Source organism: Nocardia aurea (assembly GCF_003123685.1).
GTDB lineage: Bacteria > Actinomycetota > Actinomycetes > Mycobacteriales > Mycobacteriaceae > Nocardia > Nocardia aurea.
Genome location: NZ_QCYJ01000084.1, coordinates 20,424 through 45,088, shown reverse-complemented (window position 1 = coordinate 45,088; position 24,665 = coordinate 20,424). Strand labels below are relative to the sequence as shown.

Here is a 24,665-nt window from a genome sequence, read left to right as displayed (position 1 = left end):
CGCGGAACCGCTCAGGCTCCGCCGCCGTAGACCTTCGGGTCGAGGGTGCCGATGTAGGGGAGGTCGCGGTAGCGCTCGGCGTAGTCGAGGCCGTAGCCGACGACGAAATCGTTGGGGATGTCGAAGCCGACGTGGGCCACCTCGACGGGGGTGCGTAGGGCGTCGGGTTTGCGTAGCAACGTGACCACCTCGAGGGAGGCCGGGTTGCGGGTGGAGAGGTTGCGCTTGAGCCAGGACAGCGTCAGGCCGGAGTCGATGATGTCCTCGACGATCAGGACGTTGCGGCCCGCGATGTCCTTGTCCAGGTCCTTCATGATCCGCACCACGCCCGAGGACGAGGTGGACGAACCGTAGGAGGAGACGGCCATGAATTCCATCTGGGTCGGGATGGACAGGGCCTTCGCCAGATCGGTCATGAAGAAGATCGCGCCCTTGAGCACTCCCACCAGCAGCAGGTCACCCTCGGGGGCACCGACCGGATAGCGTTTGGCGATCAGTTCGGCCAGTTCCTGCGTCTTGGCCGCGATCTGTTCCTCGGTGATCAGCACCGACGCAATGTCGTCCCCGTACACGTAGGTTGGTGTCCTTCCGTGGTTGGTCGGCACCGAGGATGTCGATCCCGATCCGGCATCAGTCACTGCGCGAAAAAATTCAGAGTCCGCGCAGTGTCAGCCTGCCACGTTCCCGCGCGGCAACCAACCTCGTCCCGGGCGACCCGCCGCCGACCGCGACCCCGCCCTGTCCCCGCCACGCCGTGACCAGTGCGTCGACCGCCCGCAAATGTTTCTCGGTCAGGGCTTTCGCACCGCCGTCCAGGAGCCAGAACCGAATGGCCCGGCGGCGCAGCGCCTCGGGGGCAGTGGCGAGGGTCTCGACCGACAGGGTGGACCCATCACCGACCGCGTCCACGATCGAACCGGCGCGCGGGGCTCGCTCGTGACCCCGCGCCGACTCCAGCAACTGCTCCGCTAGCGCGTCGAGGACGGTGCCGTCCGCGCGCAACTGGTCGGCCGTACGGGCCAACGCCGCGGCGACTCCCCCGCCGAGCACCTCCTCCAGCAGTGGCAACACGTCGGTGCGCAGCCGAACCCGGGTGAACTCCGGTGCAGAATTGTGCGGGTCCTCGTACGGGACCATTCCGAGATCGGCACACAATTGCCTGGTCACAGCCCTGCGCACCCCGAGGAGGGGGCGACCCCACGGTGCGGCGTTGGCGGCCATTCCCTGGATGGACCGACCGCCCGATCCACGCGCGAGTCCGAGCAGCACCGTTTCGGCCTGGTCGTCGATGGTGTGGCCGAGCAGCACGGGACGGCCCTCGCGGGCGAGATCGAGGGCCGCGTATCTGGCACGCCTGGCCGCCGCCTCCAAACCACCGTCGACGCCCACATCGACCGGTAGCACCCGCGCCGTCCGGCAGCCGAGGTCCAGCGCCGCCGACGCCGCGCGGGCCGCGACCTCGTCCGACCCCGCTTGCAGGCGGTGGTCGACGATCAGCGCGTCGACCTCGTCCGCCTCGATCACCGTGGCGGCGGTCAACGCCAGTGAATCGGCCCCGCCCGAGAGCGCGACCGCCACACCCGTGCTGCGGTACGCGCTGTCGTCGGAGAACGTCCGCAACCAGACCCTGACCGCCCTGCGCACCTCGAGTACCGCGGCGGTCTCGGGCAACCTGCGCGGCGAGGGGCGACTCGCACCGGAACCACCCGAATCGGGCGGCGTCACTCCCACCGCAGGACCCATACCGGGAGAGTACCGACCGGGCCACACCGCCGACCACGGATGCGCGGGCGATACCCGGCGCGGAATCGACCTCCACCACGTCCGCCCCGGCTCCGAGACAACCGGCGGTGGTCCGCGCCGGTGCCTGTCGCGCGGTCCCGCCCGATACAACGAGGCTCCACCCGGGCGATCCGACGATCGCGGGGTGCACCCCGGCAGGTCGACCTCGCCCGCCGACTACCCGAGAACGCGGGCGATCCAGCGATCCCCGTCCTCGATCTCCTCCGGCCGCGGCAAGGTGTCACCGTCGGTCCAGATCGTGTTGAACTGCTGCATACCCACCCGGTCGACCACGTGATCGACGAACGCCTTACCGCGCACGTACTGGGCGACCTTCGCGTCGACGCCGAGCAGGGCGCGCAACAGGCGTTGCAGCGGATTGGTCGGGCGGGTGCGGCGTTTGTCGAAGGCGGCGCGGATCTGGCTCACGGTCGGGACCACGGCGGGCCCGACGGCATCCATCACGTGGTCCGCGTGACCTTCGAGCAGGGTGCCGAGTACGAGCAGCCGGTCGAGCGCCTCGCGCTGCGCGGGGGCCTGGGTGGCGCGCAGCAGGCCGACGATGCCCCGTGCGGCGGGATCGTCGGGGACGGTGCCGCGGCGGCGCTCGCGCAACTCGTCGAGCAGCCGCGACAGCACTTCGGCCATCGGTTCCTCGCCCACCGCGCCGAGGATGTCGACATTGGCGCGCATGTAATCGGCCAGCCAGGGCGCGGAGGAGAACTGGACCCGGTGGGTCACCTCGTGCAGGCACACCCAGAATCGGAAATCACTCGGTGAGACGCCGAGCGCGCGTTCCACCGCCACGATATTCGGGGCGACGAGCAGCAGGGTGCCGTCCTCGCCGGTGAACGGATCGTATTGTCCGAGAATCGCGGTGGAAAGGAAGGCCAGCATCGCGCCCGCCTGCACACCGGCGGGTTTACCGGTCAGCAGTCCGCCGCCGGTGACGCCGGTGCCGGTCAGCGTCGCCATCGAGTCGGCGGCGGCGTCGATCCATCCGCGCCGATCGACGATCCGAGCCGACGGGATCGGTCGATCGTCGAGCAGTCCGCTGACCTCGCGGACCGGACTCTCCGCCCGGATGGACGCCTCGGCGAGTTCCTGGACGACCTGTTCGGCGGAGCGCCGCGTGGTGCGCGGCCCCGACGGCACCACCGCCGCACCGGTGCGCGCGGCCAGCCGCCAGTCGACGGCGCCGGTCAATCCGGAACCGCGCCGCTGCCGCTGTTCCTCGCCCGGACCCGCGGAATTCGGCTCGACTGATTTGTCAGCGCCTTCGAACATGGTCAACCACCCGTCACGAGCATCCGCAGTTGCGCAGCGTCCCGGCGATGGCGTCCAAGGCTGGCCTGCTCACCTCGGGGGGCCGATCGTTGGACATCAGCGCGAAGGTCAGCACCCGGCCGTCACGGTCGAGCACATATCCGACCAACGCGCTGGCCACGGACAGAGTTCCGGTCTTGGCCCGGACCCATCCGGCGCCCTCCCGGTTCCGGTCGACATAGCGGCTGGTCAGCGAACCGGTGGCGCCCGCGACGGGCAGGTCGTCCAGTACCGGGGACAGTGTCGCCGCCAGGGTGTCGGTCTCGGGCTTCGCGACCGCGCCCGGCACGGTGACGTTCTCGCCTTCGGCCCTGGCTGCGGTGGCGAGCACCGTGTCGAGCAGTCGCGCGGGCAACCGATCGTCGACCGACAAACCGCTGCTGTCGTGCATGACCGCGCCCGCGCGATCGAATCCGGCCTTGTCCAGTGTCGCGCCGATGGCGGTGACCGCCCCCGCGAACGAGGGCGCGTTACCGGTGGCGACCGCGATCTCCCTGCCGATGGTCTCGGCCAGGACGTTGTCGGAGTGGACCATCATGTCCCGCAGTCGGTCGCGCAGCGGCGCCGAACGCACACTCGCCACTTCGGCGGCTCCCGGCGCGGCCGATCCGAGCCGCACCCGGCCGGGGTCGAGCCCGAGTTCGGTGGCGAGCATGCGCCCCGCGTCCAGGGCGGGGTCGGCGGTGCGCGGCGAATACTCGACCAGCGGATCGACGCGGCCGCCGTCGATCATCACCGACTCGATAGGCGCGATGGACCCGTCGGGGATGTCGATCGGATCCCAGCCCTGGGCCATGGTCGGTCCGGTGAACGCCGAGGTGTCGACGACGATCGTGTCGACGGGGCGTCCGGCGGCCCGGATCTGGTCGACCAGATCCGACAGCCGCGCGCTGTTCGGGTAGTAGCCCTTGCCGTCCGGCTGCGCGGTGATCGTCGGATCGCCGCCGCCGACCAGCACGAGTTCGTTCGGGGCCGATCCGGCGACGACCTTGGTGACGACCCGCTGATCGGGCGGCAGCACCAGCAGGGCGGCGGCCGTGGTGAGGATCTTGGCGGTCGACGACGGGATCATCGGTCTGCCCGGATCCGCACTCCACACGGTCGCTCCGGTGTCGGCGTCGGTGACGATTCCGGTGAACGCGCCGAGGTCGGGATTGCCGATCACCGGGGCCAGCGCGGCGGCCAGCGCGGCCTGGCTCGGCGCGGGCGCCGTCGCGGGAGCCGGGACGATCTGCGGGGACGCGGTGACCGGGGCGGGCGGTGCGGCGACGGTCAGTCCGCCGTGGCGGAATTCGGGGGTCCACGGCTTCACGACGATCAGCCCGGCGGTGGCGAGCCCGAGCACGACGATCAGGGTGAGACCGAGTCCGATCCAGATCCTGCGCCGCCGTCTGGCGGCCAATCCACCGATATTGCGTTGACTACCACCCACTGGCCCGCCGTCTCCCTGACTCCGCCGCCGCGCGCCGCCGTGGCGCACCCGTGCCCTTCAAAGTATCGGCCCCACCGGTCACACTATCCTCGTACCGCTACCGTTCCCCTGAACAGCATGGCGAGTCGGCATTCGTGCCCGCCGAGCCAACGAATGCACCATAGAAGGAGATGGCGTGGAGTTCGACGTCACCATCGAGATCCCCAAGGGTTCCCGCAACAAGTACGAAGTCGATCACGAAACCGGCCGGGTTCGTCTCGATCGCTTCCTCTACACGTCGATGGTCTACCCGGCCGACTACGGCTTCATCGAGAACACCCTGGGTGAGGACGGTGACCCGCTGGACGCGCTGGTCCTGCTGCCCACATCGGTGTTCCCCGGCGTGATCGTCGAGGCCAGGCCCGTCGCCATGTACAAGATGGAGGACGAGGCGGGCGGCGACGCCAAGGTGCTGTGCGTGCCCGCGGGCGACCCCCGCTGGAACCATATCCAGGATCTGGCCGACGTGCCCGAGTTCGAGCTGGCCGAGATCAAGCATTTCTTCGAGCGCTACAAGGATCTGGAGCCCGGCAAATTCGTGAAGGGCTCGGAGTGGGTAGGGCGCGCGGAGGCCGAGGTCGAGATCGAGGCGTCCTTCAAGCGGTTGCAGGAGAACGGCGCCCACTAGTAACGGGCGGTGACGACAACGAAGCGGGAAGCCCGGTCGGGCTTCCCGCTTTCGTTGTACTCGGTCGAAAAGAGCCACCCGGTATTCCGGACGTCCCTCCTCTGGCTATCAGTAGTAGATGTAGAGGTCGTACCCACTCCAGGTCTCGACACACTCCCAGTAGTAGCCGCCGGTGCTCGGCGAGGCGCCGTCGGCGCTGCACGCGGCCAGGGTGGCGTAGGTGCCGTAGTAGTACCCGGTGTCCACGGCGGTGTACTGCGGCGCGGCGGAGGCGGACGCTGCCGTCGACACCCCGGCGACGGTAGCGACAGCCAGCAGGCCGGCGGCGATGAAGGATTTGATGCGCATGTGGTTGCTCCCTGTTGTGGTTTTTCCGACGGGATTCACGTTAGGTCCGCAACGCCGTCGCAACAGCCACCCCTAGGGGTTCATCGAGCCCTCCCTCGGGCGACTCACCTTCCCCACCCTTGGTGAGGTCCGATCCCCACCCGAGCGCCCGCGAAACGACGGAGTGGGCCGTCCCGCGCGCCGGATCCCGGTGACACGGAACGACCCACTCGGATCGCTGTTCGACGAACTCAGGCGTTCTCCCGATCCACCTCGTCGACTTTCTTCGTCAGGCCGTTGGTCACGCTCGACGTCGTGCCGTTGCGCTCGGCGACGGAACCGTCCGGCTCCTCCGGCGGCTCGTCTACCAGCGGCTGCACCGATTCACCACCCGCGAGCGGCAGACCCGTCCGCTCCACGAGTTCCCTCTCGGCGTCGACGAGGGATTTCGCGGCGGCCTCACCATCGGCGGCCTGGATACCGCCCAGCATGCGCAGCGGGAGTTCCTTCCAGAACAGTACGAGGATCAGGCCGATCAGGGACGCGGCGACCGCGACGAGGAATACCGTCGACATCGAATTCGCGAAACCGACCTGGAACGGTCTCGCCAGTTCCGGGCTCAGCTGCTGGATGATCGAACTGTCCTTGAGCACCTCGCCCGCGGCCGAGGTGTCCTGTGCGAGCAATCCCTTGGCCAACGCGACGTCGGCCGGGTTGGTGCTCTGCGCCCCCGCGACGACGGCCGCGCGGAACTGCGGATCGGCCGAGGCCGACTGGAGTTCGCCGGAGATGTTCGGTGTCATCCTGGCGAACAGCACCGACAGGAAGATCGCGACGCCGAAGGTGCCGCCGATCTGCCGGAAGAAGGTGGCCGCTGCGGTGGAGACGCCCATGTCCTTGGCTGGCAACGCGTTCTGCAACGCCAAGGTCAGCGGCTGCATCAGATTGCCGAGGCCGAAACCGCTGATGGCCATGAACGCCATCACCACCCACAGCGGGCTGTCGGCGTCGAGGAAGTGCAGCAGCAACATGCCGATGGTCAGCGTGATGACGCCGATCAGCGGGAAACGCTTGTAGCGGCCGGTACGCGAGATGAGCTGTCCGGAGATGATCGAACCGGTCATCATGCCGAGCACCATCGGCAGCATCTGCAAGCCCGCCATGGTCGGACTCGCGCCACGCACCACCTGGAGGTACTGCGGGAGCAACGCGATTCCGCCGAACATGGCCGCGCCGGTGACGAACGAGATGATCACGCCGAGTGAGAAGGTGCTGTTGGAGAAGATCCGCAGCGGGATCAACGCCGCGTCCTTCAGGCCCCTCTCCACCATGACGAAGCCGATGATGCCGAGCACGCCGACCACGTAGCAGATCACCGCACCCGGACTGCCCCAACCCCATTGGTGTCCCTGCTCGGCCACGATGAGCAGCGGCACCAATCCGATGGCGAGTACGAGCACGCCCCACCAGTCGACGCGATCGGTGCTGTGCGGTTTCCTCGGCAGTTTCAGTACCCGCGAGACCACGAACAGCGCGATCAGCCCGAGCGGCACGTTCACCAGGAAGACCCAGCGCCAGCCGCTCACCCCGAGTATCGAACCGGCGCCCGCGAGCACACCGCCCGCCACCGGACCGATGACGCTCGACGTACCGAAGACCGCCAGGAAATAGCCCTGGTACCTGGCTCGTTCACGCGGGCTGACGATATCGCCGAGGATGGCGAGCGCCAGCGACATCAAGCCGCCCGCGCCGAGGCCCTGCACGGCACGGAAGATGGCCAGCTGGTACATCGTCTGCGCCAGCGTGCACAGCAGCGAACCGAAGACGAAGATCGCGATACCGATCATGAAGAACGGCTTGCGGCCGTACATGTCGGAGAGTTTGCCGTAGAGCGGCGTCGCCAGCGTGGCGGTGATCAGGTAGGCCGTGGTGGCCCACGCCTGCATCGAGTACCCGTGCAGATCGTCGGCGATGGTGCGGATCGCGGTCGACACGATGGTCTGATCCAGCGCGGCGAGCAGCATGCCGAGCATGAGGCCGCTGAGGATGGTCAGGATCTGCTTGTGCGTGAAACCCGCGGGGGATTCCGTGGCTGCCGGTGCGGTCACGAACCGTTCTCCGTCCCTGTGATGGTGGCGTGGGATTCGCGGAGAGCGGCAACCATTCCGGGCCGCGCGCGATCGAAATCGTCGACGAACTGACGCAGCAGTTCGGCGAAGGTGGCCCGGTCGGCGGGAGTCCAGGACTCCGTCACCCGGGTGAGGTTCTCGTGGCGACGACGGCGGATCCGCTCGCAGACCGAGCGACCGTGTTCGGTCACCACGAGTACCGAGGCGCGGCCGTCGGTCGGATCGGCCATGCGCCGCACCAGTTCCCGTTCGACGAGGTGGGCCACCTGGCGGCTCACCGTCGAGGCGTCGCTGTACACCGCGTCGGCCAGTGCGCCGGAGCGCATCGGTCCGTCCTGGAGCAGTCGGAACAGCACGGCGAACGCGGCCGGATCGACTCCGTCCGCGGTGCGGATCTGGGCCGCGGTGCGTTCCCTTACACGCTGTAACCGGGTGAGCTGAACCGCGATCGTGTCGATCGCCTCGTCGTCCACGTCCACGCGGCCACCTTTACTTGCGTCAAACAATTAGTTGCTTGACGCAAGTATGTAGGCGTGCGAACGGAAAAAGCAAACCTCAGGTTGGTTTAACGGCCCTTGAACTGCGGATCGCGCTTCTCGAAGACCGCCTGGATCGCCTCGGTCAGATCCTCCGAGGGCAGGAAGGCCGAATTCCATGCCGAGACATAGCGCAACCCGGCCGCCACCACATCCTTGGTGCGCTGTTCCAGGACATCCTTCGCGCCCTGCACCACCAGCGGCGGATTGGCCGCGATGTCGCGGGCCAGCGCGTGCGCGGCGTCGAGCACGGCGACCTGATCGGCGTAGACGTCGTTGACCAGGCCGATCTTCTCGGCGCGCGCGGCGTCGATATCCCGGCCGGTGTAGGTCAGTTCACGCAGATGTCCCTCGCCGATGATGCCGGGCAGCCGATGCAGCGACCCGATATCGGCGACGATCGCCACCTTCGCCTCGCGCAGGCTGAACTTGGCCTCCGCGCTGGCCAACCGGATATCGGCCGCCGCGATCAGATCGAGCCCGCCACCGATGCACCAGCCGGACACCGCGGCGATCACCGGCTTGCGGCAATCGGCCACCGCCGTGACGGCGCCCTGCATCTTGCGCAGCTCGACCAGGAATTCCGTACGCGGCGCGGCGAAGGCACGATCGGCGAGCAACGCGCCGAAGGTCCCGGCCATCGCGGGCAGATCGAGTCCGTAGGAGAAATGCCTGCCCGAACCGGTCAGCACGATCGCGCGCACCTCGGGATCGGCGTCGAGTTCGCCGAAGACCAGGGGCAGCTCGCGCCAGAAGTCGGGGCCCATGGCGTTGCCCTTGCCGGGACCGATCAAGGTCACCTGCGCGACGTGGTCCTTGGTTTCGACGCTGAACGCCTGCCAATCAGTCATTTGTACAGCGTATCGAGAACGCGGGCGCCCGCGTCCGCTGATCCCCGGATATCGTCATCGACAGCCCCCGCCGACCACCGCGTTCCGGTTTCACAGGCGGGAGCGGTCGCGCCCGGTAAATGCTGTGCTAAATCGATGTGCACCGGTGGTTCTCCCGCAGCTTCGCCCCGCATCATGAACGAGTCGGCAAACCTCTCAATTCGGTTCGGAGATCACAATGCTGATGCACCGAGGAATCGGCTTGGACCGCTTCAATTCCCTGCCGCGCACGCGCGCCGTGCACGCCATGTACACCTGCTGCGGCAATGTCACCTGGGCCACCCGGATCGTGGAAGCGCGCCCCTTCGCCGATCACGACGCACTACTGAACGCGGCCGACCTCGAGCTACTCCAACTCTCGCAGACCGATCTGGATCGCGCGCTCGCCGCGGTCGGCCACGAACACCTCGGCGCGCATACGGTCACCGAACTGACGAAGGTCACCAGGGACCGGATCGAACGCATGCTCGGGCCGGAGGAAGGCTATCCCGAGTACTGAACCGAAACCGACCTGGCCACTTCGCCCGGCGTACCCCCCGCAATCGCTTTACCCTGGTGCCATGCGCAGGTCGTCGTTACCCCCGGTCGCATGCCGGGTCTCGGACACGCTGATCGCGCGCGGACATCACGGCGTCATCGTCAGCAGACCCGAACCGGCGGCCACGGCCGCCGAGGCGGCGCGCTCCCTCGGTGTCGATGTGGGCGCGATCACGAAATCCCTGGTCTTCCTCCTGGACGACGATCCGGTGTTGCTCCTGGTATCCGGTGCGCACCAGGTCGACCTCCAGCACACCGGGCAGCGCCTGGAGGGCACGCTGACCAGGGCGCCGGCCGAGATGGTGCGCGAGGTCACCGGGCAGCCGATCGGCGGCGTCGCCCCGGTCGGTCATCCCACCAACCTGCCCACCTGGGTCGACAACGCGCTGAGCGGTCACCGGGAAGTCTGGGCCGCGGGCGGTCATCCGAACACGTTGTTCCGCACATCCTTCCGTGAACTCGTGCGGATCACCGCGGGTCTGCCGATCGACGTCGACTGATCCGGCGCGTGCTCGTCGGGCACTCCCGTGACATATCGAACAGTCGCCGAAGCCCGCGCGGGCGTCCGCGATCGGTCGCGCGGGCGTAACTTCGACATGTGACCGAAGTACCACCGCCGGGCGCCGGAATCCAGATACCCGACGATCTGAGCGGCATCACCGCCGAGCAGTATCGGGCCTCGATGCGCCACTACCCGGCGGGCGTCACGGTGGTCACCCTGAATTCCGAGCACGGCCCGATCGGTTTCACCGCGACCTCGTTCGCCTCGCTCTCGCTGGAGCCCCCGCTCGTCTCCTTCAATATCGCCCACACCTCGTCCAGCCTGGACGCCATGCTCGGCGCGGATTCGGTGGTCATCCATTTCCTCGGCGAACACCAGCACCACCTCGCCCAGCGTTTCTCCCGCACCGCCGACGAGCGTTTCTCCGACCGCTCCCTGTGGACACCACTCGACACCGGCGAACCGGTCCTGCACGGCACCCCCATCTGGGTCCGCGCCACCGTCCACCACCGAATCCCCATCGGCGACCACACTTTCGTCGTCGGCCTGGTCACCCGCGTGCACGACAACACCGACGAGACGCCCGCCGCGGCCCCGCTGCTGTACTACCAGGGCCGCTACCACCGCCCCACTTCGCTGGACCGATAGGTTTCGCGGCCGATCACGCCGCGTGCGGGTCCGCCGTTGCCATGTGTCCCCGGGGCAGTTACAGCCTCTCGACACACGACGAGCCCGTCCGGTGCGCGGCGGATAACGCCGCCTGCGGGTTCAGCCGAGGGCGCAGGGGGAGGTGCCGATCGGGTCGGTCGCGGCGAAGGGGCGGGTTTCGGGGGTGGGGTTCCAGTGCGCGCCGGTTCGGGCGTATTCCCAGCCCGTGCCCTTGTCGACGAGGGTGGCGACGGCCTCGATGAGTCGCTCGACGTCCGCCGAGCTGGTGCCGAGACCGACGCTGGCGCGCAACGCGCCGTCGAGACCGAGGCGGGCGAGCAGCGGGTGGGCGCAGAAGCGGCCGTCGCGGACGCCGATCCCGTGTTCGGCAGAGAGATAGGCGGCGACGTGGCCGGGTTCGAAACCGTCGAGGGTGAAGGCGACGATGCCGACCGAATCGGGACTGTCGGACCACAGGCGCAGCAGTTCCACACCGGGCACGGCGGACAGGCCCTCGCGCAGTCGCTCGGCGAGACGATGTTCGTGATCGGCGAGGGTTTCGGCGTCGATATCGCACAGTGCCTCGCAGGCGGCGGCGATCGCGGCCGCGCCGAGCACATTCGGCGAACCCGCCTCGTGGCGCTGCGGCGCGGGAGCCCATTGCGCCACATCCACACCCACCTCGCGCACCGCGCCGCCGCCCGCGAGATACGGCTCGGCGGCGTCGAGCCAATCGCGACGGCCGACGAGGACGCCCGTGCCGAACGGCGCGTAGAGCTTGTGACCGGAGCAGGCCAGGTAGTCGACTCCACTGTCGCGCAGACTGATCCGACGGTGCGGGGCCAACTGCGCCGCGTCGACCAGGATGCGCGCGCCACATCGGTGCGCCACCTCGGCGAGCCGCTCGATCGGCAGCACCTCACCGGTGACATTCGAGGCGCCGGTGACGGCGAGCAGCGCGGCGGGCCTGGCGCACAATTCGGCGACGAGCAGCGCGATGGTCTCCTCGACGGTGTCGGCGGCCCGGACCACGCGACGTCCGTTCCTGGTCCACGGCAGGAAGTTGGCGTGATGTTCGGTATCGAGCACGACGGTGTCGCCCGGGACGCATCCGGCCAGCAGGTTGAGCGAATCGGTGGTGTTGCGAGTGAAGACCACGACCTGGTCGTCCTCGGCATCGAAGAACCGGCTCACCGATCCGCGCGCCGATTCGTAGCATTCGGTGGAGATCCGGGAGGCGTAACCCGCGCCCCGGTGCACGCTGGCGTAGTACGGCAGCAACTGCTGCACCCGATCGGTGACCCGGGCCAGCGCGGGGGCGCTCGCCGCGTAGTCGAAATTCGCGTAGGTGGTGGTTCCGCCCTGGACGAGCGGCACCTGGAGATCGTCGCCGGACACCCGCGCGAGCGGGGCACAGGTCTGGTTCGCCACAGAAGTCATCACAAAATCCCATCGGCCGAGGGGACTCGCAATCAGGAGATCGTTCGAGTCCGCGCTTGCCGCACCCGGTCGGGCGACGGCCCGGTCGTCACCCGGAGCACCCCACCGCGGAGGAGGGTTGCCGACCAGCTAGCCGGGGCTTGACGCTGGTACTCATGACCTGGAACGAGGTTGGCAGAAGCACCACCGCCCTGTCAACCGCGACATTCCGACGACTCTTCGCGCCACGACATAGACGACGACCACGCCCCGCGACCCCCTCGCCGTGCGACCGAAACCGGCATTCCGGCCGGTAGAACCGCTGGCGTGCGGCGCGAACCACCGTGTCCGGACGCACGAACCAGGCGATACCCCGAGTACCGTAGACACTCGGTCACCGTGGCGTTTGCCCTCTGGTAACCCTCTTGTGAAACAACCAAGGGTGAAGAGCTAGGCAGGTCGATGAGAGGTGGTCAGGACGTCATGCTGCAGCCGCAGATCGACGCCACGGCGAATGAGAGCCGGGACGCGGGGTCGATTCCCGATCCGTTGTCACGGGGCAGCCTCGCCGCGCCCGCGCGCACCCTGGTCGACATACTCGCCGCCACCGCGATCGATTACCCCGACGCACCGGCCATCGATGACGGCGAGGTGGTCCTCGGCTACGCCGAACTTCTCGCCGAGATCGACGTCCTCGTCGCGCGTCTCGGAGCGGCGGGAGTGAGCGCGGGCGACCGCGTCGGCGTCCGCATGCCCTCCGGCACCCACGAGCTCTACGTGACCATCCTCGCCGTCCTGCACGCCGGGGCGGCCTACGTGCCCGTCGACGCGGACGACCCGGACGAGCGAGCCCGCCTGGTCTTCGGCGAAGCGAAGGTCACCGCCGTCGTCACCGCGAACGGCATCGAATCCGTCCCCGCCGCGAACACGCCGGACTCCACCGCGAGCAGCCCGGTTTCGGCCCCGAGCGACTCGAGCTCCACAACCGCGTCGGACTCGGGACACGCACGGCATGCCGGAGCCGAACGGACCTCGACAGAGGTCCGCACCGCACTCCCCGACCCCTCCGACGACGCCTGGATCATCTTCACCTCCGGTTCCACCGGCACACCGAAGGGCGTCGCGGTGACGCACCGCAATGCCGCCGCTTTCGTCGACGCCGAGGCGGAACTCTTCCTGCGCGAGGCTCCCATCGGCCCGGGCGACCGCGTGCTGGCGGGCCTGTCGGTCGCCTTCGACGCCTCGTGCGAGGAGATGTGGCTGGCCTGGCGGCACGGCGCGTGCCTGGTCCCGGCCCCACGAGCGCTGGTCCGCACCGGCGCCGATCTCGGGCCGTGGCTGGTGCGCCGGGAGATCAGCATCGTCTCCACCGTGCCGACGCTGGCCGCGACCTGGCCCGCCGAGGCGCTCGATCCGGTCCGGCTGCTGATCTTCGGCGGCGAGGCCGTGCCACCGGAACTCGCCGAACGCCTTGCCGGGAAAGCGAATTCAGGCCGTGAGGTGTGGAATACCTACGGCCCCACCGAAGCGACCGTCGTCGCGTGCGCGGCACTGCTCGACGGCTCCTGGCCGGTGCGTATCGGCCTGCCGCTGGACGGGTGGGATCTCACCGTGGTCGATCCGGCGGGAAATCCGGTGGCAGAAGGCGAATCGGGCGAGCTGGTCATCGGCGGCGTCGGCCTGGCCCGATATCTCGACCCGGCCAAGGACGCCGAGAAATACGCCCCGCTGCCGTCGCTGGGCTGGGAGCGCGCCTACCGCAGCGGTGACCTGGTCCGCAACGACAGCGCCGGACTGGTCTTCCTCGGGCGCGCCGACGACCAGATCAAGATCGGCGGGCGCCGCATCGAACTCGGCGAGATCGACAACGCGTTGCAACATCTGCCCGGCGTCACCGGTGCGGCGGCGGCGATCCGAAGTACCAAGGCGGGCAACAAGATCCTGGTCGGCTACCTGACCGGGCCGGACGGCGACTACGACCTGAAAGCCGCCCGCGACCGCCTCGCCGAACAGCTTCCCGCCCCGCTGGTTCCACGACTGGCCGTCGTCGCCGAACTGCCGACGCGCACCTCCGGCAAGGTCGATCGCGACGCGCTGCCGTGGCCGCTGCCGAAACAGAAGGACATCGAGGCCGAGGCCGGACTCAGCGAGACCGCGCTGTGGGTCGCCGGACTGTGGGACGCGCTGCTCGGCGCTGAGGTCACCACCCCCGATATCGATTTCTTCGATGTGGGCGGCGGCTCGCTGGCCGCCGCGCAACTGGTCGCCGCACTGCGCGAACGCTATCCGCACGTCACCGTGGCCGAACTCTACGACCATCCGCGCCTCGGGGCGCTCGCCGATTTCCTCGACGACAGCGCGCCCGTCGTCGCCGCGGAAGAACGCATCGTGCGGCCCACCCCGCTGCCCGCCCAGGTGTTCCAGGTGCTCGCGACCATTCCGCTGACCACGCTCACCGGTTTGCAGTGGCTCACCTGGCTCGCCATCGTCGGCAATATCGCCGCGTGGTCGGGTTCGTTGCCGTGGCTGCCGCAGCTGTCGTGGTGGTGGGCGCTGATCGCCTTCCTGCTCTTCATCTCCCCGCCCGGCCGGATGGCACTGTGCGCCCTCGGCGCCAGGCTGCTGCTCGACGATGTGAAACCGGGCAGCTACCCGCGCGGCGGTCACGTGCACCTGCGCCTCTGGACGGCGGTGCGACTGTCGGAGGCCAGTGGCGCCGAGAATCTCTCCGGCGCACCGTGGATGGTGCCCTTCGCCCGGGCGCTCGGCGCGAAGATCGGTAAGGGCGTCGACCTGCACACGCTGCCACCGGTCACCGGAATGCTGGAACTCGGCAACGGGTGCAGTGTCGAACCCGAGGTCGATCTCTCGGGCTATTGGATCGACGGCGACCTGGTCCATATCGGTCCGATCTCCGTCGGCCCCGGCGCGGTGGTGGGTTCGCGCTCGATTCTGCTGCCCGGCACCAAGATCGGGAAGAACGCCGAGATCGCGCCGGGCTCCGCGGTATCCGGCAAGGTCAAGGCCGATCAGGAGTGGGGTGGCTCGCCCGCGGTGAAGGTCGGCAAGGCCCAGCACCGCTGGCCCGACGAGACCCCGGCGCGCGCGGCGCACTGGGTGCTGATCTTCGGCATCACCTCGATGGTGCTCGCCGCCGTCCCGATCATCGGACTAGCCTCCGGCGGGGCGTTCATCGCGTGGTGGATCCGCGACACCACGACACTGACCGAAGGTCTCGGCCGCGCCTTCGCCATCCTGCCCGTCGCGTCGGTGCTGAGTCTGGCCGTCTACGCCGCGGTGACGATCATCGCCGTGCGGCTGTTCAGTATCGGACTGCGGGAGGGCTACCACCCGGTGCGCAGCCGGACCGGCTGGCAGGCATGGTCCACCGAGCGTCTGCTTGATTCGGCAAGGACCTTCCTCTTCCCGCTCTACGCGAGTCTGCTGACCCCGATGTGGCTGCGCCTGCTCGGCGCCAAGATCGGCCGCGGTGTCGAAGTGTCGACCGTGCTGCTGCTGCCCAAATTCACCACCGTCGCCGACGGCGCCTTCCTCGCCGACGACACCATGATCGCCGGATACGAACTCGGCGGCGGATGGCTGCACATCGGCGAGGCCAAGGTCGGCAAACGCGCGTTCCTCGGCAATTCCGGGATGACCGCCCCGGGACGGCGGGTGCCGAAGAACGGACTCGTCGCCGTCCTGTCCGCCGCGCCGTCCAAAGCCAAAGCGGGTTCGTCCTGGCTCGGCAGTCCCCCGGTCCGGCTGCGTCGCGACTCCGAAGGCGGCGATTCCGACCGCACCTTCGATCCGCCGCTGCGCCTCCAGATCGCGCGGGCCGTGGTGGAGACCTGCCGACTCGTTCCGGTGCTGGTGACCTTCGCCATCGGCCTCGGCGTGCTGTTCACCCTGGCCTGGCTGGCGCAACTGCTGGGGCATCTGCCCGCCGCGCTGCTCAGCGGTGTGGTGCTGCTGGCCGCGGGCGCGGTCGCCTGCGGCAGCGCGGTCGCCGCGAAGTGGTTGATGGTCGGACGTATTCGCGCGGAGGAGCACCCGTTGTGGAGTTCGTTCGTGTGGCGTAACGAGGTCGCCGACACCTTCGTGGAGACCGTCGCCGCGCCGTGGTTCGCGCGCGCCGCGACGGGTACACCGGTACTCAACCTGTGGCTTCGCGGACTCGGTGCGAAAATCGGACGCGGGGTATGGTGCGAGTCCTATTGGCTACCGGAGGCGGACCTGGTGACACTCGGCGACGGCGCGACCGTGGAGCGCGGCTGTGTGGTACAGACCCATCTCTTCCACGATCGGATCATGGCGATGGACACCGTCACCCTTGGTGCCGGAGCCACCCTCGGCCCGCACTGCGTCGCGCTCCCGGCGGCGGTGATCGGCGCGGGCGCGACCATCGGACCGGCCTCGCTGGTCATGCGCGGCGACGTGGTGCCGCCGTCGACCCGCTGGTGGGGCAATCCCATCTCGCCCTGGCCCGGCGCGATCCCGAGCGCGCCGGAAACCGAGGCCGAATCGGAAGCGGGCCGAGCGAAAGCGGCTCGCTGATGCCGGGCAAGTTCTACGACGTTCCGATCGACGAATACCTACCCCAGAACGGCAATCGCGGCTACCGGGTCTCCAGGTACGAACTCGAACTGACCTACCGGGTGGCGAGCAACCGCCTCGCCGGACGCGCCGAGATCACCGCGGTGACCACCGAGGTCCGATCGCGTTTCGCCGTCGACCTGTCGCAATCGCTCGCCGTCAGCAAGGTTCTCGTTAACGGCGTCAAGGCGTCGAAATACGCTCATCAGCACAACAAACTGGTGATCACACCGCAGCAGCGCATTCCGGCCGGCGGCGTACTCTCCCTGCTCGTGCTGTACAGCGGCACACCGAAACCGGTGCGCGGACCGTGGGGCGAGGTCGGCTGGGAGGAACTGACCGAGGGCTCGCTCGTCGCCAGTCAGCCCAACGGCGCCGCGTCCTGGTTTCCGTGCGACGACCACCCCAGTTCCAAAGCCAGCTACCGCATTTCGATCACCACCGACACCCCGTACTACGCGCTCGCCAACGGAGCCCTCGTCGGTAAGCAGACCAAGGCCAGCCAGACCACCTGGGTCTACGAGCAGGCCGAGCCGATGGCGAGCTATCTGGCCACCATCCAGATCGGCCCCTACCGGAAATTCCGGGTCGGCTCGGCGCAGAGTCCGGTCGCCATGCACGCCGTGGCCCCGATGCGGTTGCGCGCCAACTTCGAACACGATTTCGCCCGGCAGCCCGCGATGATGAATTTGTTCATCGAGAAATTCGGGCCGTACCCGTTCGGCGGCTACACGGTGGTGATCACCGACGACGAACTGGAGATCCCGATCGAGGCGCAGGGCATCTCGGTTTTCGGGGCGAACCACTGCGACGGCCGTCGCGGTTCGGAACGACTCGTCGCGCACGAACTCGCCCACCAGTGGTTCGGCAACAGCCTGACCATCCGCCGCTGGCGTGACATCTGGCTGCACGAGGGTTTCGCCTGCTACGCGGAATGGCTGTGGTCGGAGGCCTCGGGCGGCGCGTCGGCCGATCAGCAGGCCAGGGCCGCGCGTCACAACCTCTTCCGCCAGCCGCAGGACATCATCGTCGGCGATCCTGGCCCGCGCCGCATGTTCGACGACCGCGTGTACAAACGCGGCGCGCTGACCCTGCACGCCCTGCGTCTGGAACTCGGGGATTCGGCGTTCTTCGACCTCGTGCGCGAATGGGCGGCCCGATACCGGCACGGCTGGGTCACCACCGAGGAGTTCACCGATCTCGCGGGGCACTACAGCCTGCTACCGCTGCGCCCGCTGTGGGACAGCTGGCTGCACGCGGAGGTACTACCCCCGCTGCCCCCGCTGGGCGGTCAGGCCGGCTCCGCCCGCTGAGCTTCAGAAGACCAGGTAGCGGGCGGCGAGTTCCTCGATGAGCGGATCGCCTTCGGCGACCGAGGCCAACGCGTCCAGATCGGTTTCGATCGCGATGCGGCGTGGATCGTCGTGTTCGGAATCGGGTACGCCGTCCTCGGCGAGTTGTCGTAACAACTTGACGCGGACGCGGTGCCTGAGTGTGTCGCTCATATTCGAAGCTTGCCCGATGTGGGCGACCGAAATCAGATCGGCGCGAGCCAGGATCCCCACGGCGTATTGCGGAACACCGAATACACCGCGATGACGGACAGCAGAATCCACATGGTGCTGCGTTCCATCTTCGGCACGACGAGGCGTTGACCGCGCCACGCGTGCATCGTCCACGCGCCGACCCACACCGCGAGGGCGAGGATCAGCGGGATCGCGATCAGACTGCTGTGCAGCGAATCGATGACCCGCCCGTCGGTCAGGTTGTGCACGGCCCGCATACCGCCGCAGCCAGGGCAGTACAAGCCGGTGAGGGCGTAGAACGGGCAGTAGCCGTATGCCCCCTCCTCGTGCGGGTCCCGGAAATGCAGCAGTGCCAGCGCGCCGATGCCCGCACCCGCCGTCAGCAGCGGCAGCGGCATCGCTCGCCAACCCCGATGCTTGGGCGGCGCCAGAAATCTCCCCGACCCCGAGTCCGCACCCGGTGCGACATGCGTGCTCTCCACGAGGAACAACGGTAGCCGCGTCGGCCCGATCCCCGCCACCGCGACCGCGATCACCGAACCGATTTCCCGCCTCCGAGCGGCCCGGATGGCGCCGCGGCCGGTTCGAGACCGAGCGAACATGATCAATTCCATACCGCGTTTTCCCAGCTCGAACTAAAATTTCCGCCGTGGATGCCGCTGAATTTCTTCGGCTCGACGGATATGGGGTCAGTTCGGCTCGCAGGCTCGAATTCGGGAATGTGGGTCACTGGCACGCCCCCCAGGAGGGCGAGATCGCAGGCGCGGTGGCAGTGGAGATAGACCCGGGTGACGGAAGTTCGGTAGTGGTTTTCGTCCAAGCGCCGCACAGACGCGACGTACCCGACGATTTCCACCCGAACGATCAGGTCTGTCTGGTCATACCGGACATGATCGCCGAACTTCTCGACGCCGACTGATCGTCGTACTCACGACACTCCCCCTACCCGCCCGACCGGGAAGCCGCGGTAGCGCCTGCTCCGCGCGAACGGTCGACCGGTAGTACGAGCCGCCGCACCCGCCACGGCGCGGATCCGGCGGGTGCGATCCTGGCGGCCGGGCCGTCGAGTACCCGAGATCTTTTGTTCGGAAAAGCAGTGTTCGCCGTACCGAATATCGGGTATTCGACCGTTCGAGCCAGGATTTCCGTCATCGAGCGCTTGCACTAGCAAGCACCCCAGCTTGCAGGGTACGGTGACGGCAGACACAAAGGAGTGCTCGAATGCTGGTCACGTCGATGAAGACGCTAGCGGGACTACGCGGTAGCGAACCGCTCACCGCGGCCTACCGTGCTGCGCTGCGCAACCGCACCTTCGCCACCGCGTCGCTGAACAGGCCGACCGTCCCCCACGACGTCATCCCCGTGACCACCGCCGACGGCGCCCGTCTGCGAGTGCACGCCTACGGCCCCGCCGACGGCGAGACCCTCGTGCTCGTGCACGGGTGGAGTTGCAGCATCGAGTACTGGAATCCCCAGATCAACGCCTTCGCCGACCGCTACCGCGTCCTCGCCTACGATCAGCGCGGCCACGGCGAGAGCGAGCTCGGCCGTGCCCCGCTCGGTGCGGCCAGCCTCGCCGACGACCTCGTCGCCGTACTCGACGCGGCCCTGCCCGCGGGCAAGCGCGCCGTCCTCGTCGGCCACAGCATGGGTGGCATGACCCTGCAGGCCTGGGCCGCCCGCTACCCCGAGCAGGTCGCCGAGCGCGCCTCCGAAGTCGTCCTCGTGAACACCGCCGCCAGCGAGATCCGGCACGAGACCGACATGATCCCGGTCCTGAACAAGCCGCTCACGGTCGCGGACCGGCCGCTGACCGTCCTCGGCGCGACCGTCAGGATGCCGTCGGCCATCGCCGAGACGATGCTGTACTCCCCCGTGCCGTTGCCGGGCGGCTGGCTGGCCAACACGGTCTTCAAGGACCGCGCCATGACCAAGAACGCCACCGCCGACGAAGTCGAGTTCGCGCTGAGCGTCATCCGGTCGTGCCGCCCGCTCACTCGCGGCCTGCACGCCGTCGCCCTGCTCGACATCGATCTGGGCGAGTCCGCCGAACATCTGACCGTCCCCACCACGGTTATCGCGGGCTCGAACGATCTGCTGCTGCCCGAACGGCTGTCGCGCCGCATCGTCGAACTGCTCGACCGCACCGGTTTCCTCGCCGACTATCACGTCTGGCCCACCGGCCATCTCGGCAATATCGAGGCCGCCGACCGCTTCAACGCGGTACTGGAACAGGTCGTCACCCGCACCTACCAGCAGACCGCGACCGCCGTCTGAGCCGATTCGGCATCCGGGTCGAGAGAAACATTCTCGGCCTGCCGGATCTACCCGGTAGGTCACCACCAGCCGGTCGACCCGATTTCCGCCGGGTCCGATTCCACGACGGCTTCCCCGCATCGACAAGGGGGAAGCTCCTGGTTACGTATCCGATGGAGCTTCCCCCGGATCGAAGGGTAGCGGGCGCGTTGGGCTCGCGGGCCACTATCCCGGTTCCGGTCACCCGGAACACCTTCGAGCATACCGAGGGTTATGGTCCGAGGGGTGTCGAGCGAAGAGCCGACCGACTTCGTGTCCGGTCCCGTTCGCCCCGGGGAACGTCATGTCCCGGGCGACCGATTCGGGCCCGCACGTCGACGAGCATGCCCCTCGATTTCCGGGACTTGACCGGACCGCATTGTGACCGGCGCGAATCTCTTCCGCCCGTCATTTATAGCTATCATTCAGCAATGGCTCCGGCGTGCTCGATCAGCGGCCGCGTCGCCCGTGCCTGATTCGTGGCCCCGCTGAACCGGTCGAACTGCCCCCACATCGGATGAGGTGGTGAATGTCGAATTCAGGTGACATGGCTCGAAACGGTGTTGTCCCCGGTTCATCGGCCCATCGGGCGCTGATAGTCGGCGCGGGCGTCGGCGGTATCTCCATCGCCCGAGGATTGCTGCGCGATGGCCACGACGTGACCGTATTCGAACGGGCATCCGCCGTGCGGGCCGGTGGCGGTGCGGTGACCATCTGGCCCAACGGGGCGAACGTGCTCGCCCAACTCGGCGTCGACATGACCGGAGCGGGCCGGCTCCTCTCGGCGGTATACGTGTCGACCGCGACCGGTCGTCGCCTCGCCGCGATCGACGTGACCGCGCTGAGCGCCAGGATGAGAGCCCCCACCCGGATGGTTCCCCGTCGGGTGCTGCTGGAACGACTGCTCGACGGTTTCCCGCTCGATCGAATCCGCTGCGACGCGCACGCCGTCGACGTGACCAACACCCCCGGGGGCGTGCGAGTCGATTTCGCGGACGGCACATCGGCCGAAGGGGATCTGCTGATCGGCGCGGACGGGCAGCGCTCGACCGTGCGCGCCGCGATGGGCGCACCGGAGGCGACATCGACCGGCTGGTGCAGCTGGCAAGGACTGGTAGAGCTGCCCGAGATCGCCGACAGCGACGTCGGCGTGATCATCATCGACGAAGGCGGCAACCTCGGCCTGTGGCCTGCCGGCGACGGCAGCCTCCAATGGTGGTTCGACCTGCCGTGGACCCCGGATTTCGTCCACCCCGACTCCCCCATCGACGCCATCCGGTCCCATTTCACCGGCTGGTCCCATCCGGTCGACCGGGTGCTGGCCAGACTGACCGACGACGACCTGAGCATGTCCCCCTTCCCCCACTTCCGGCATCCGATACCGCGCGAATGGGGCCGCGGCCGATTCACCCTGCTCGGCGATGCCGCCCACACGATGCCGCCCACCCTCGCCCAGGGCACCAACCAGGCGCTTCTGGACACGATGGTGCTCCGCCGCGCCCTGGCCTCCGCGCGCACCGTCCCCGAAGCGCTGAGTTGGTACGGCAGAACCCGCCGCCGCAAGGTCGCCGCCGTCTCCTGGGTGACCTCACTCCAGGTCTCACACGGCGAGTCCGCGATGAAGCCCGCCGCGCTCCTGCCTCCCGGTTTCGCGACCTCGGCCCTGACGAGTTTCCTTCGGGCAACCAGTCATTCGAGAATGTCCGCCGAAGCCACCGAGAAATTCTCACCGATCGACACCCGATGAGGACCATGCACGCTCGTCACACATCCGCGCGGGCGAGGGCGTCCTGCTGTTTCCGGGCTCGCTCGGGTGAGATGTGGCAACGCCGTGACATCTTCGCCTGTTCGGAGACGTCGGTTACGAGCAGTGATCGCAGTCGGAGTGCGGAAGTGGGATTAGTTGTATATTGTTGCGGCCCTTGGCTTCTGTGTAGATGAAACGTGCCGTTCGATCAGCTCTCTTGCGTACCGCATGACCCGTACGGAAAGGAATAACACCGCCGATCGGCGGGGGCTTCTCCTCTACCATGAATGGGTGTGGTTCAAGATTGTCATCACGTCGGTGCTGTTGCTGGCGGCCCTGTTATGGGGAGTGACATGGTTGTTCGAGCATCCGGAAGTGTCGGATCCCTGCGTCCAGGTGCCGTGCCCGCCGGATGTGTTCACGCAACCAACGACCACACCGCCGGCGCCGGGCGAACCGTACGCGATCACTTCGAGCGCCTACGCGTGCTGTGCATGAAGGGCAAAAGCCCCACCGGCCAGGCCCCACGAGCGATTAGCCGGCGGATTCGCTGGGCAGCTACGGGAGACCAAGTCGGGGACGGCTGACGCACTGTTCGGTGAAACGAAAGCGGCGAACTCTGGGACATGCGGGCGAGTACTGGGCGAAGCGTTCTGCATTCGACTGCATGACGCACGTCACAGCTGCGGAACTGTCATGCATCTTCGGGGAGTGCCGATCGCGGTCTTCACGGAGTGGCTAAGGCACGCTGACAGCGCGTTCACGATGTGTACCTATGTGCATTCACAGAACGATGCGCTGGTCTCGGCGGCGGGCACTTCGGCAGCCCCTGTGACAAAGCGTGACAAGACCGAGAAGGCACCGACTCGGAGCAAGCGTCGGAAGGGTCGAAAAGCGGCTGGATAGGGCCGCTTTTCGAGTGGAGCCGCCTGGGGGAATCGAACCCCCGACCTTTTCATTACGAGTGAAGCGCTCTACCGACTGAGCTAAGGCGGCGTGCCTTTCGGCCACGCGAGTCTATCGCCTCGGTGGCCGTATCGCGAAAACGGGTGGTCAGCCGGATTGGGCGGCGATCAGTGAGGCGACCATGGCAGCGACGGCGAAGCGGGGTTTGACGTTGAGGTCGAGGGCTTCGCGGCAGCTCAGGACGGCTTCGATGGAGCGGAGCAGGCCTTCGGGGCGGACCCGGTCGGCGAGGTCGTGGATCTGATCGGACAGGTCGGGATGGGTGAGGACAACCCCGGAGCCGTTGCGCGCCGCGCCGTATCGGACCACGAGCGCGTCGCGGTAGAACCCGGCTACGTCGATGAGGGCACGGTCGAGGGCGTCGCGGCCGGTTCGGGTCGCACGCGATTTCTGACGGCGTTCCAGATCTTTCAGCACACCCGCCGAACCACGGGTCGCGCTCGCCGAGCCTTTTCCGGTGCCGCCCGCGCCGAGGGCGGTCGCGAGTTCGTCCCGCTCGCGTTCGTCGCGGGTCGCGCTCATCTGTTTGGCCTCGTCATCGGCGGATTTCACCAGGTCGTCGGCGGCGGCGTAGGCGGCACCCGGCCGGGATACGGCACCGACCAGGGCCAAGGCGCGCTTTCTGCTCGAACGCGCCGCCTCGTCGGTCGCGAGACGGCGGGCGCGGCCGACATGTCCGCCGCTGATCGAGGCGGCCCATTCGGCGGTCTTCGCGTCCAGTTGATCGCGTTCACGCAGCACCCGGGCGATCGAGGGCACCGACGGAGTCACCAGGTGCACGTGCCGACAGCGCGAACGCAGGGTGATCGAGATGTCCTCCGGATCGACCGACGGTGCGCAGAGCAGGAAGACGGTGCGATCCGGCGGCTCCTCCACCACTTTCAACAGCACATTTCCCGCCGCTTCGGTGAGCCGGTCGGCGTCCTCGACGACGACCACCTGCCAGCGGCCGGTACTCGGCCGCCGCGAGGCGATCTGCACGATGCCGCGCATCTCCGCGGTGCGGATACTCAGCCCCTCGGGGACGACCCGGCGCACGTCACCGTGGGTGCCCGCCATCGTCGTCGTGCAGGCATGACATCGCCCGCATCCTGGAGTTCCCGCGTCCGTGCACTGCAACGCGGCGGCGAAGCACAGCGCGGCAACGGATCTGCCCGATCCGGGGGGGCCGGTGAACAACCACGAATGGGTCATCGCCCCCTCGATGACTCCGGCGCGTGCCGCGACAGCGGCAGCCGTCAGCTCGGACTCGACCGCATCCTGGCCGACCAACCGATCGAAGACACCCGCCACGCGATACACCCTAGCCGCAGGTACCGACACGACTCACCGTGGTCGGC

General features: G+C 68.1%; 22 protein-coding genes, 1 tRNA gene, 1 pseudogene and 1 riboswitch. Of the genes and pseudogenes, 11 read left to right on the top strand and 13 right to left on the bottom strand.

The features are described from left to right. Positions 1 to 11: 11 nt before the first annotated feature. The 4 genes from hpt to dacB all read right to left on the bottom strand — a co-directional run bounded on the left by hpt (position 12) and on the right by dacB (position 4,519). On the bottom strand, positions 12 to 572 hold the full coding sequence (hpt, locus tag DAT37_RS13440; RefSeq protein ID WP_109525068.1) for a hypoxanthine phosphoribosyltransferase: 561 nt from the start codon (positions 570 to 572) through the stop codon (positions 12 to 14). 79 nt (positions 573 to 651) lie between these two features. Continuing rightward, positions 652 to 1,743, bottom strand: a complete 1,092-nt coding sequence (tilS, locus tag DAT37_RS13435) for a tRNA lysidine(34) synthetase TilS (protein WP_109525067.1) — start codon at positions 1,741 to 1,743, stop codon at positions 652 to 654. A gap of 216 nt (positions 1,744 to 1,959) precedes the next feature. Next, on the bottom strand, positions 1,960 to 3,069 hold the full coding sequence (locus tag DAT37_RS13430) for a zinc-dependent metalloprotease (RefSeq protein ID WP_109525066.1): 1,110 nt from the start codon (positions 3,067 to 3,069) through the stop codon (positions 1,960 to 1,962). A gap of 13 nt (positions 3,070 to 3,082) precedes the next feature. After that, positions 3,083 to 4,519, bottom strand: a complete 1,437-nt coding sequence (gene dacB / locus DAT37_RS13425) for a D-alanyl-D-alanine carboxypeptidase/D-alanyl-D-alanine endopeptidase (RefSeq protein ID WP_109525591.1) — start codon at positions 4,517 to 4,519, stop codon at positions 3,083 to 3,085. Between the two features lie 196 nt (positions 4,520 to 4,715). Between dacB and DAT37_RS13420 the strand changes: the two genes are divergently transcribed. After that, on the top strand, positions 4,716 to 5,207 hold the full coding sequence (locus DAT37_RS13420) for an inorganic diphosphatase (RefSeq protein WP_109525065.1): 492 nt from the start codon (positions 4,716 to 4,718) through the stop codon (positions 5,205 to 5,207). A gap of 108 nt (positions 5,208 to 5,315) precedes the next feature. On the opposite strand, the gene DAT37_RS13415 is transcribed toward DAT37_RS13420, so the two are convergent. The 4 genes from DAT37_RS13415 to DAT37_RS13400 form a co-directional block, all read right to left on the bottom strand. Next, on the bottom strand, positions 5,316 to 5,555 hold the full coding sequence (locus DAT37_RS13415) for a hypothetical protein (RefSeq protein WP_109525064.1): 240 nt from the start codon (positions 5,553 to 5,555) through the stop codon (positions 5,316 to 5,318). A 230-nt stretch (positions 5,556 to 5,785) separates the two neighbouring features. After that, a complete protein-coding gene (locus DAT37_RS13410; RefSeq protein ID WP_109525063.1) occupies positions 5,786 to 7,642 on the bottom strand; it encodes an MDR family MFS transporter in 1,857 nt (618 codons plus the stop codon). After that, positions 7,639 to 8,142, bottom strand: coding sequence for a MarR family winged helix-turn-helix transcriptional regulator (locus DAT37_RS13405; RefSeq protein WP_232839726.1), 504 nt, complete (start codon positions 8,140 to 8,142; stop codon positions 7,639 to 7,641). Before DAT37_RS13405 ends, DAT37_RS13410 begins: the two co-directional genes overlap by 4 nt. Before the next feature lie 86 nt (positions 8,143 to 8,228). Beyond that, a complete protein-coding gene (locus DAT37_RS13400) occupies positions 8,229 to 9,050 on the bottom strand; it encodes a crotonase/enoyl-CoA hydratase family protein (RefSeq protein ID WP_109525062.1) in 822 nt (273 codons plus the stop codon). 217 nt (positions 9,051 to 9,267) lie between these two features. Here DAT37_RS13400 and DAT37_RS13395 point away from each other — a divergent pair, with 217 nt between their 5' ends. The 3 genes from DAT37_RS13395 to DAT37_RS13385 all read left to right on the top strand — a co-directional run bounded on the left by DAT37_RS13395 (position 9,268) and on the right by DAT37_RS13385 (position 10,776). After that, positions 9,268 to 9,588 carry a 2-oxo-4-hydroxy-4-carboxy-5-ureidoimidazoline decarboxylase gene (locus tag DAT37_RS13395; protein ID WP_109525061.1) on the top strand — a complete coding sequence of 107 codons (321 nt, stop codon included), beginning with the start codon at positions 9,268 to 9,270 and terminating at the stop codon, positions 9,586 to 9,588. 61 nt (positions 9,589 to 9,649) lie between these two features. Next, a complete protein-coding gene (locus tag DAT37_RS13390) occupies positions 9,650 to 10,126 on the top strand; it encodes a YbaK/EbsC family protein (RefSeq protein ID WP_109525060.1) in 477 nt (158 codons plus the stop codon). A gap of 182 nt (positions 10,127 to 10,308) precedes the next feature. Continuing rightward, entirely contained in the window at positions 10,309 to 10,776 is a 468-nt protein-coding gene (locus DAT37_RS13385) for a flavin reductase family protein (RefSeq protein WP_109525589.1), read from the top strand. A gap of 120 nt (positions 10,777 to 10,896) precedes the next feature. On the opposite strand, the gene DAT37_RS13380 is transcribed toward DAT37_RS13385, so the two are convergent. After that, complete coding sequence (locus DAT37_RS13380) at positions 10,897 to 12,216, bottom strand: aminotransferase class V-fold PLP-dependent enzyme (protein ID WP_109525059.1); 1,320 nt, start codon at positions 12,214 to 12,216, stop codon at positions 10,897 to 10,899. Positions 12,217 to 12,263: 47 nt separating this feature from the next. After that, positions 12,264 to 12,377: riboswitch (SAM riboswitch) on the bottom strand. A 301-nt stretch (positions 12,378 to 12,678) separates the two neighbouring features. Between DAT37_RS13380 and DAT37_RS13375 the strand changes: the two genes are divergently transcribed. Then, a complete protein-coding gene (locus DAT37_RS13375) occupies positions 12,679 to 16,752 on the top strand; it encodes a Pls/PosA family non-ribosomal peptide synthetase (RefSeq protein WP_109525058.1) in 4,074 nt (1,357 codons plus the stop codon). Continuing rightward, positions 16,752 to 18,104 (top strand): M1 family metallopeptidase, encoded by a 1,353-nt coding sequence (locus tag DAT37_RS13370; RefSeq protein ID WP_109525588.1) that lies wholly within the window; start codon positions 16,752 to 16,754, stop codon positions 18,102 to 18,104. Before DAT37_RS13375 ends, DAT37_RS13370 begins: the two co-directional genes overlap by 1 nt. 3 nt (positions 18,105 to 18,107) lie before the next feature. On the opposite strand, the gene DAT37_RS13365 is transcribed toward DAT37_RS13370, so the two are convergent. Continuing rightward, complete coding sequence (locus DAT37_RS13365) at positions 18,108 to 18,296, bottom strand: hypothetical protein (protein ID WP_109525587.1); 189 nt, start codon at positions 18,294 to 18,296, stop codon at positions 18,108 to 18,110. A gap of 32 nt (positions 18,297 to 18,328) precedes the next feature. Next, positions 18,329 to 18,799 (bottom strand): DUF2752 domain-containing protein, encoded by a 471-nt coding sequence (locus DAT37_RS13360; protein WP_232839725.1) that lies wholly within the window; start codon positions 18,797 to 18,799, stop codon positions 18,329 to 18,331. A 167-nt stretch (positions 18,800 to 18,966) separates the two neighbouring features. Here DAT37_RS13360 and DAT37_RS13355 point away from each other — a divergent pair, with 167 nt between their 5' ends. The 5 genes and pseudogenes from DAT37_RS13355 to DAT37_RS45455 form a co-directional block, all read left to right on the top strand. Then, on the top strand, positions 18,967 to 19,236 hold the full coding sequence (locus DAT37_RS13355; protein WP_109525057.1) for a hypothetical protein: 270 nt from the start codon (positions 18,967 to 18,969) through the stop codon (positions 19,234 to 19,236). Positions 19,237 to 19,538: 302 nt separating this feature from the next. After that, entirely contained in the window at positions 19,539 to 20,594 is a 1,056-nt protein-coding gene (locus DAT37_RS13350) for an alpha/beta fold hydrolase (protein WP_109525056.1), read from the top strand. A gap of 565 nt (positions 20,595 to 21,159) precedes the next feature. Further along, positions 21,160 to 22,359: an FAD-dependent oxidoreductase gene (locus DAT37_RS13345; protein WP_232839724.1), complete on the top strand. Its 1,200-nt coding sequence runs from the start codon at positions 21,160 to 21,162 to the stop codon at positions 22,357 to 22,359. A gap of 291 nt (positions 22,360 to 22,650) precedes the next feature. Beyond that, complete coding sequence (locus DAT37_RS13340) at positions 22,651 to 22,857, top strand: hypothetical protein (RefSeq protein ID WP_157978479.1); 207 nt, start codon at positions 22,651 to 22,653, stop codon at positions 22,855 to 22,857. A 159-nt stretch (positions 22,858 to 23,016) separates the two neighbouring features. Further along, positions 23,017 to 23,265, top strand: a pseudogene (locus DAT37_RS45455) (hypothetical protein); the annotation flags it as partial. A gap of 14 nt (positions 23,266 to 23,279) precedes the next feature. Here DAT37_RS45455 and DAT37_RS13330 read toward each other — a convergent pair. Next, positions 23,280 to 23,355: transfer RNA gene (locus DAT37_RS13330), tRNA-Thr, on the bottom strand. A gap of 57 nt (positions 23,356 to 23,412) precedes the next feature. Beyond that, on the bottom strand, positions 23,413 to 24,618 hold the full coding sequence (locus DAT37_RS13325; RefSeq protein WP_109525052.1) for a DNA polymerase III subunit delta': 1,206 nt from the start codon (positions 24,616 to 24,618) through the stop codon (positions 23,413 to 23,415). Positions 24,619 to 24,665 lie beyond the last annotated feature (47 nt).

What these genes read in the sequence shown, in the direction of transcription:
- DAT37_RS13350 (WP_109525056.1), top strand. Translation starts at nt 19,539, where the DNA reads ATGCTGGTCACGTCGATGAAGACGCTAGCGGGACTACGCGGTAGCGAA.
- DAT37_RS13365 (WP_109525587.1), bottom strand. Translation starts at nt 18,296, where the DNA reads ATGAGCGACACACTCAGGCACCGCGTCCGCGTCAAGTTGTTACGACAA.
- DAT37_RS13395 (WP_109525061.1), top strand. Translation starts at nt 9,268, where the DNA reads ATGCTGATGCACCGAGGAATCGGCTTGGACCGCTTCAATTCCCTGCCG.
- DAT37_RS13390 (WP_109525060.1), top strand. Translation starts at nt 9,650, where the DNA reads ATGCGCAGGTCGTCGTTACCCCCGGTCGCATGCCGGGTCTCGGACACG.
- DAT37_RS13430 (WP_109525066.1), bottom strand. Translation starts at nt 3,069, where the DNA reads ATGTTCGAAGGCGCTGACAAATCAGTCGAGCCGAATTCCGCGGGTCCG.
- DAT37_RS13415 (WP_109525064.1), bottom strand. Translation starts at nt 5,555, where the DNA reads ATGCGCATCAAATCCTTCATCGCCGCCGGCCTGCTGGCTGTCGCTACC.
- DAT37_RS13370 (WP_109525588.1), top strand. Translation starts at nt 16,752, where the DNA reads ATGCCGGGCAAGTTCTACGACGTTCCGATCGACGAATACCTACCCCAG.
- tilS (WP_109525067.1), bottom strand. Translation starts at nt 1,743, where the DNA reads ATGGGTCCTGCGGTGGGAGTGACGCCGCCCGATTCGGGTGGTTCCGGT.
- DAT37_RS13385 (WP_109525589.1), top strand. Translation starts at nt 10,309, where the DNA reads ATGCGCCACTACCCGGCGGGCGTCACGGTGGTCACCCTGAATTCCGAG.
- DAT37_RS13375 (WP_109525058.1), top strand. Translation starts at nt 12,679, where the DNA reads ATGCTGCAGCCGCAGATCGACGCCACGGCGAATGAGAGCCGGGACGCG.
- DAT37_RS13400 (WP_109525062.1), bottom strand. Translation starts at nt 9,050, where the DNA reads ATGACTGATTGGCAGGCGTTCAGCGTCGAAACCAAGGACCACGTCGCG.
- DAT37_RS13345 (WP_232839724.1), top strand. Translation starts at nt 21,160, where the DNA reads ATGGCTCGAAACGGTGTTGTCCCCGGTTCATCGGCCCATCGGGCGCTG.
- DAT37_RS13380 (WP_109525059.1), bottom strand. Translation starts at nt 12,216, where the DNA reads ATGACTTCTGTGGCGAACCAGACCTGTGCCCCGCTCGCGCGGGTGTCC.